This window comes from Acidovorax sp. KPB24-03 (assembly GCF_057546605.1).
In genome coordinates, this window is record NZ_BAAJYR010000272.1 from 1 (window position 1) to 4,680 (window position 4,680).

Here is a 4,680-nt window from a genome sequence, read left to right on the forward strand (position 1 = left end):
TGCCTGTGCCTGTGCCTGTGCGCCGGGGCCGGCCCCCATCTGTACGCGCGGATTCTCCCGATGGGGCTCCCGGCTCGAAGCGCCCGGCACGCCCCTGGTGCGGTCAGCGCGTGCGGCGCCATCCCTTCCGGCCTGTTGGACGGCAACGCCACCTCGCGGTGCGGCTGTGCTGCCCCGGGCACTGCCCGCGGGTCTGCAGCAGCATGGGCCTGCATTGGGGGTTGGCCAGGAACGCTGGGCAGCGCTGCCCGCGGGGCATGCACCCGCTCCTCCGCGCGCCCGGCGTTCTGGAATTCACGCGCCCCCTGGGGTCGCTGCGGAGGCACCATGGCCTGAACCTGCGGCGATGGCACCACGGCAGACTGGCCTGGCGGCACAAGATGCCGGTCCTGGCCCGGAGCGTGCGGCAGCATGGCCGCCTGCGCCATGGCATGGTGGTCGCGGTCTGGCGGGACACGCGATGCCATCGGATTCATGGCCGGCATCGGAGCGGCCGGCGCTGCCGGCATCGCGGCCGCCACGGCCGCAGGACGGCCGCCGTCCGGCGCACGCTCGTAGATGTTGTTCACGGTGACGCGGTTGTGGATGTTCTCCACCACCGTGCGGGACTGCGAGATGTAGGTGTTGCCCCGGTACACCACGGCGGGACGCACCACCGGCGGCGGTGGCAAGGGCGCGCCCTGGGCCCAGGCCGCGCGCTCCGGTGGCCGACCCCAGTTGACGCCCCAGGCATCCCAGCCCCAATGGTGGTGGTGCGATGCGACCGCGCCCACCAGCACGCCGGCGCCGAAGGCCAGCGCGCCCACGGCCACGGGGTCGGGCCCCACGGCCACCCCTGACGAATAGACCGGGGCGGGCGCGGCCCAGCGATAGCTCGAGTACAGCGGCACCGGCGTGCCATAGACCACCTGCGGGTCATAGCGCGGCACGTACACCGCCTGGACGTCGGCCGGTTCGATGGAGATGTAGGTGGGCGGCGGCACCACCACCGTGGGCCCGCTATAGACGGCCACGGGTTGCTGCAGGTCCGCCGGTGGCGGTGGGCTCGGCTGCGCGGCCGTGACGGTGGCCACGCGCAGGTGCGGCGAGCTTTTGAGCGTGCCCGCCTTGCTGGCGCGCGAGCGCATGACCTGGATGGCGTTCATCACGTCCGTCGGGTCGTTGTAGTAGGCCTTGCCCAGCGCCACCGTCCAGGGCAGGTTGGAGGCCATCTGCTCCAGCACGTTCGGGAAGGCGGTCAGCGACTTGATGCTCGGGTCCCACGGTTGCTGGTCCACCGCATCCGTCAGCGCGGCAGCCTTCAGCGACGGGTTTTGCCCCAGCCAGGTTTCCGCGGCCGTGACTTGGTCGGGGTAGGTCGCACCGGCCAGCACCTGCGCCACCAGCTTGTCCGGATACAGCGCGATGGGAGCAACCATCTGGTAGAGCGCATCCGCGCTGGGAGGCGTGTAGCGGACGGCCACGGGGCGCGGCCTCCGGCGCAGCCACGGGCGCTGCCGCGGCGGATGGCGCGGGCGGCGGCACCCTCGGAGAAGCGTTCTGGCGATTGCAGGCGGTCAGGGCGCAAACGGCGATGAGCGACAGCGCCATGCCGCGCGATGCGCGCTGCAGGCCCGCAGTGCGGAGGGATGTGGGTGCGGTCGCCGCCGGTTGGAGCGGCAAGGCGGCGTGGGTTTGGGAAGCACGGGGGTCTGCAAGGGGCGCCATGGTTTTTCTCCTGAACCATCCACCGTGGGCCGATGCGAAAACCCGGTCCGGCGTGCGTCGGCACTTCGTCGGCAGATGGTCTCTTCAGAACGGCACGTTATGCCTCGCGTTGACCGCCAGTTGTAGGCCAATGTTCGTCGCGCGCTGTCGGCCCTCGCCCCGGTGCCAGTCACTGCGAAGGCTGGAAGCAGCGTTTTTCGCGGTTAATGGCAGTGCGGGAGGCGACTTTTCCCTTTGAAGGCACCAGCCAGCCACCGGACGCAGCGATAGGCCGAACAACGATTGGTTACCAATGCGCCGAGAAAGCCGCCCCGCTCACGGCAACAGTTCGAGCGCCTGCAGGTAGGCGGGCTGCAGCATCAGTTCGTCCCACGGCTGCGGCAGCGTCTCCGGCAGCAGCGCCACGCGGCGGGATTCGCTGTCGGGGCTGGCATGCCAGCGGCCATCGTCACGGGCCTGCTGCAATCCCGCCAGCAGTTCGTCCAGCGCTTCGCCTTGGCGGTCGCCCTCGCCCACGAGGCTCTGGTTGCACAGCAGCACCAGGTCGCAGCCCGCATCGAGCGCCGCCACGGCCGCATCGGTGTAGCTCACCGTCTGGCCCTCGATGCGGCGCGCGCCTTCCATGCTCAGGTCGTCGCTGAAGACCGCCCCGTCGAAACGCAGTTGCTGGCGCAGGATGTCCTGCAGCCAGCGCCGCGAAAAACCCGCCGGCCGGCTGTCCACCTTGGGATAGATCACGTGGGCAGGCATCACGCTGGTGAGCGTGCTCGACAGCCAGGGGTACGGCGCCGCGTCGTCAGCCAGCAGGGCTTTCAGGCTGCGCGGGTCCACGGGAATGTCCGTGTGCGAATCGGCGCGAACGAAGCCATGCCCCGGAAAGTGCTTGCCGCAATTGGCCATGCCCGCCTGCAGCAGACCGTGCATGAGGCTCTTGGCCAGCAGGGCCACCACGCGCGGATCGCGGTGGAAGGCCCGGTCGCCGATCACGCTGCTGCGGGAAGCGCCGGGCCGCTGCACGCGTCCCGCGTTGCCTCGGGGCGCCTCATCGGACCAGTCGAGGTCCAGCACCGGCGTGAAGCTGAAGTCCACGCCGCACGACCGCAGCTCGCTGCCCAGCACGTAGCCGGCGGCGGTCGCCGCATTGGTGGCGCGCAGCGCGCCGCTGCCGGGCACGGCCTTGGCGCCCCGGCCGTCGCCCTGCATCCACAGCTCGCCGAACGCCCGCATGGGCGGCAGCTGGGTGAAGCCATCGCTGCGAAAGCGCTGCACGCGGCCGCCTTCGTGGTCCACGCAGATCAGCAGATCGTCCCGCACGGCCTTGATGGCGCTGGTGAGCGCCAGCAACTGGGCGCGATCCTGCCAGTTGCGCGTGAACAGGATCACGCCGCCCGTGAGCGGGTGGGCCAGGCGGCGGCGGTCCGCCGCGGTGAGTTCGGTGCCGGCAACGTCGAGGATGAGGGGGGCGTGTTCGAAAGTCATGGCCAGGGGTTCACTCACTTTTTAATAGCAATCCAGGCAATACCGCATTGCGGTGGGACCTTATTTCTTTTCGACCACGCAAAAGCTCGCCGCGTAGTCGGATTCGTCGGTCACGCTCAGGTGGCACTGCAGGCCCTGGGCCTCGAACCATTCCTTGAGCGCGCCGTGCAGCACGATCACCGGCTGCCCGCTGGGCAGCTTGGCCACCTCGCAGTGCCGCCAGGTCATGGGCATGCGCATCCCCATGCCGATGGCCTTGCTGAAAGCCTCCTTGGCCGAGAACCGGGTGGCGAGGTAGCGCACGCCGCGTTCGGGCCAGCGCGCGCCACGCTCGCGCCAGGTGGACAGCTCGCCCTCGGCCAGCACCTTCTCGGCGAAGCGGTCGCCGTGGCGCTCCAGGCTGGCGCGGATGCGGCGGATGTCGCAGATATCGGTGCCGATGCCGTAGATCATGTTTCAGGGTCCAATCTGCCTCCAAGGCATGAAAATCGCCGGCATATTGCTATCAAATCAGGAGCATTTGGCAGCCATGCCCTCTTCGATGCAGCGCTGGTAGGCCTGCACCGTGGCGGCATAGCCCAATTCCAGCGCGTCGGCGATGAGCGCGTGGCCGATGGACACCTCCAACAATCCGGGCACGCCCTGCACGAAGGCGGCCAGGTTGTCGCGGTTCAGGTCGTGCCCGGCGTTCACGCCCAGGCCGGCATCCAGGGCGGCCTGGGCGCCGCGCGGTAGCGCTCCAGTTCGGCGGCCTGGCCTCCGGTGCCCCAGGCGGCGGCATAGGGCTCGGTGTACAGCTCCACGCGGTCGGCGCCCACGGCGCGGGCGGCGGCCATCTGGGCGGGCAGCGGGTCCATGAACAGGCTCACGCGCACGCCCAGTCGGCGGCATTCGGCGATCAGCGGCGCCAGCCGCTCGGCATCCTGCGGAAAGCTCCAGCCGTGGTCGCTGGTGAACTGGTCTTCGCTGTCGGGCACGAAGGTGGCCTGCTGCGGCCGCACCTCGCGGATGAAATCCATGAGGTTCTGCGACGGGTTGCCCTCGATGTTGAATTCGCGGTCCGGCCAGTCCTTCATCAGCGCGGCCAGGTCGTGCACGTCGCCAGCCCGGATGTGGCGCTCGTCCGGCCGCGGATGCACCGTGATGCCCTGGGCGCCCGCCTGCAGGCACAGCAGCGAAGCGCGCGTGACGCTGGGAATGCCCAGGTGGCGCGTGTTGCGCACCAGGGCCACCTTGTTGACATTGACCGACAGGGCGGTGCGGGCGGGAGCGGCGGAGGAAAGGGTCATAGCGATTGCAGGTCCATCATGAGCTGGCGCGTGCGCAGCACCGGGCTGCCGCAATGGTATTGCAGCAGCGTGCGCAACTGGGGTTTGAGTTCGGCCGCCATCGGCGTGCCGGCCTGGGCGATCACGCGCAGCGTGGCGGTGTAGCTGGCGCCCTCGCCCGCCTCCAGCGCGCGCTGCAGCGCCAGCCATTGCGCGCCGGCCAGCG

At 69.9% G+C, this 4,680-nt stretch carries 3 protein-coding genes and 2 pseudogenes; all 5 read right to left on the reverse strand.

Features of this window, described 5'->3' with window-relative positions; translation table 11 throughout:
* Positions 1 to 1,463 (reverse strand): DUF3300 domain-containing protein (locus AC27KI_RS18925; protein WP_487115255.1); only part of this gene is annotated, 1,463 nt, incomplete at its 3' end.
* Between the two features lie 559 nt (positions 1,464 to 2,022).
* Positions 2,023 to 3,186 carry a beta-N-acetylhexosaminidase gene (gene nagZ, locus AC27KI_RS18930; RefSeq protein WP_487090385.1) on the reverse strand — a complete coding sequence of 388 codons (1,164 nt, stop codon included), beginning with the start codon at positions 3,184 to 3,186 and terminating at the stop codon, positions 2,023 to 2,025.
* 60 nt (positions 3,187 to 3,246) lie between these two features.
* A complete protein-coding gene (gene acpS, locus AC27KI_RS18935; protein WP_284407044.1) occupies positions 3,247 to 3,639 on the reverse strand; it encodes a holo-ACP synthase in 393 nt (130 codons plus the stop codon).
* Positions 3,640 to 3,696: 57 nt separating this feature from the next.
* Positions 3,697 to 4,475: pseudogene (locus tag AC27KI_RS18940) on the reverse strand (pyridoxine 5'-phosphate synthase).
* Positions 4,472 to 4,680, reverse strand: a pseudogene (locus AC27KI_RS18945) (DNA repair protein RecO); the annotation flags it as partial. The pseudogenes AC27KI_RS18940 and AC27KI_RS18945, both read right to left, overlap by 4 nt.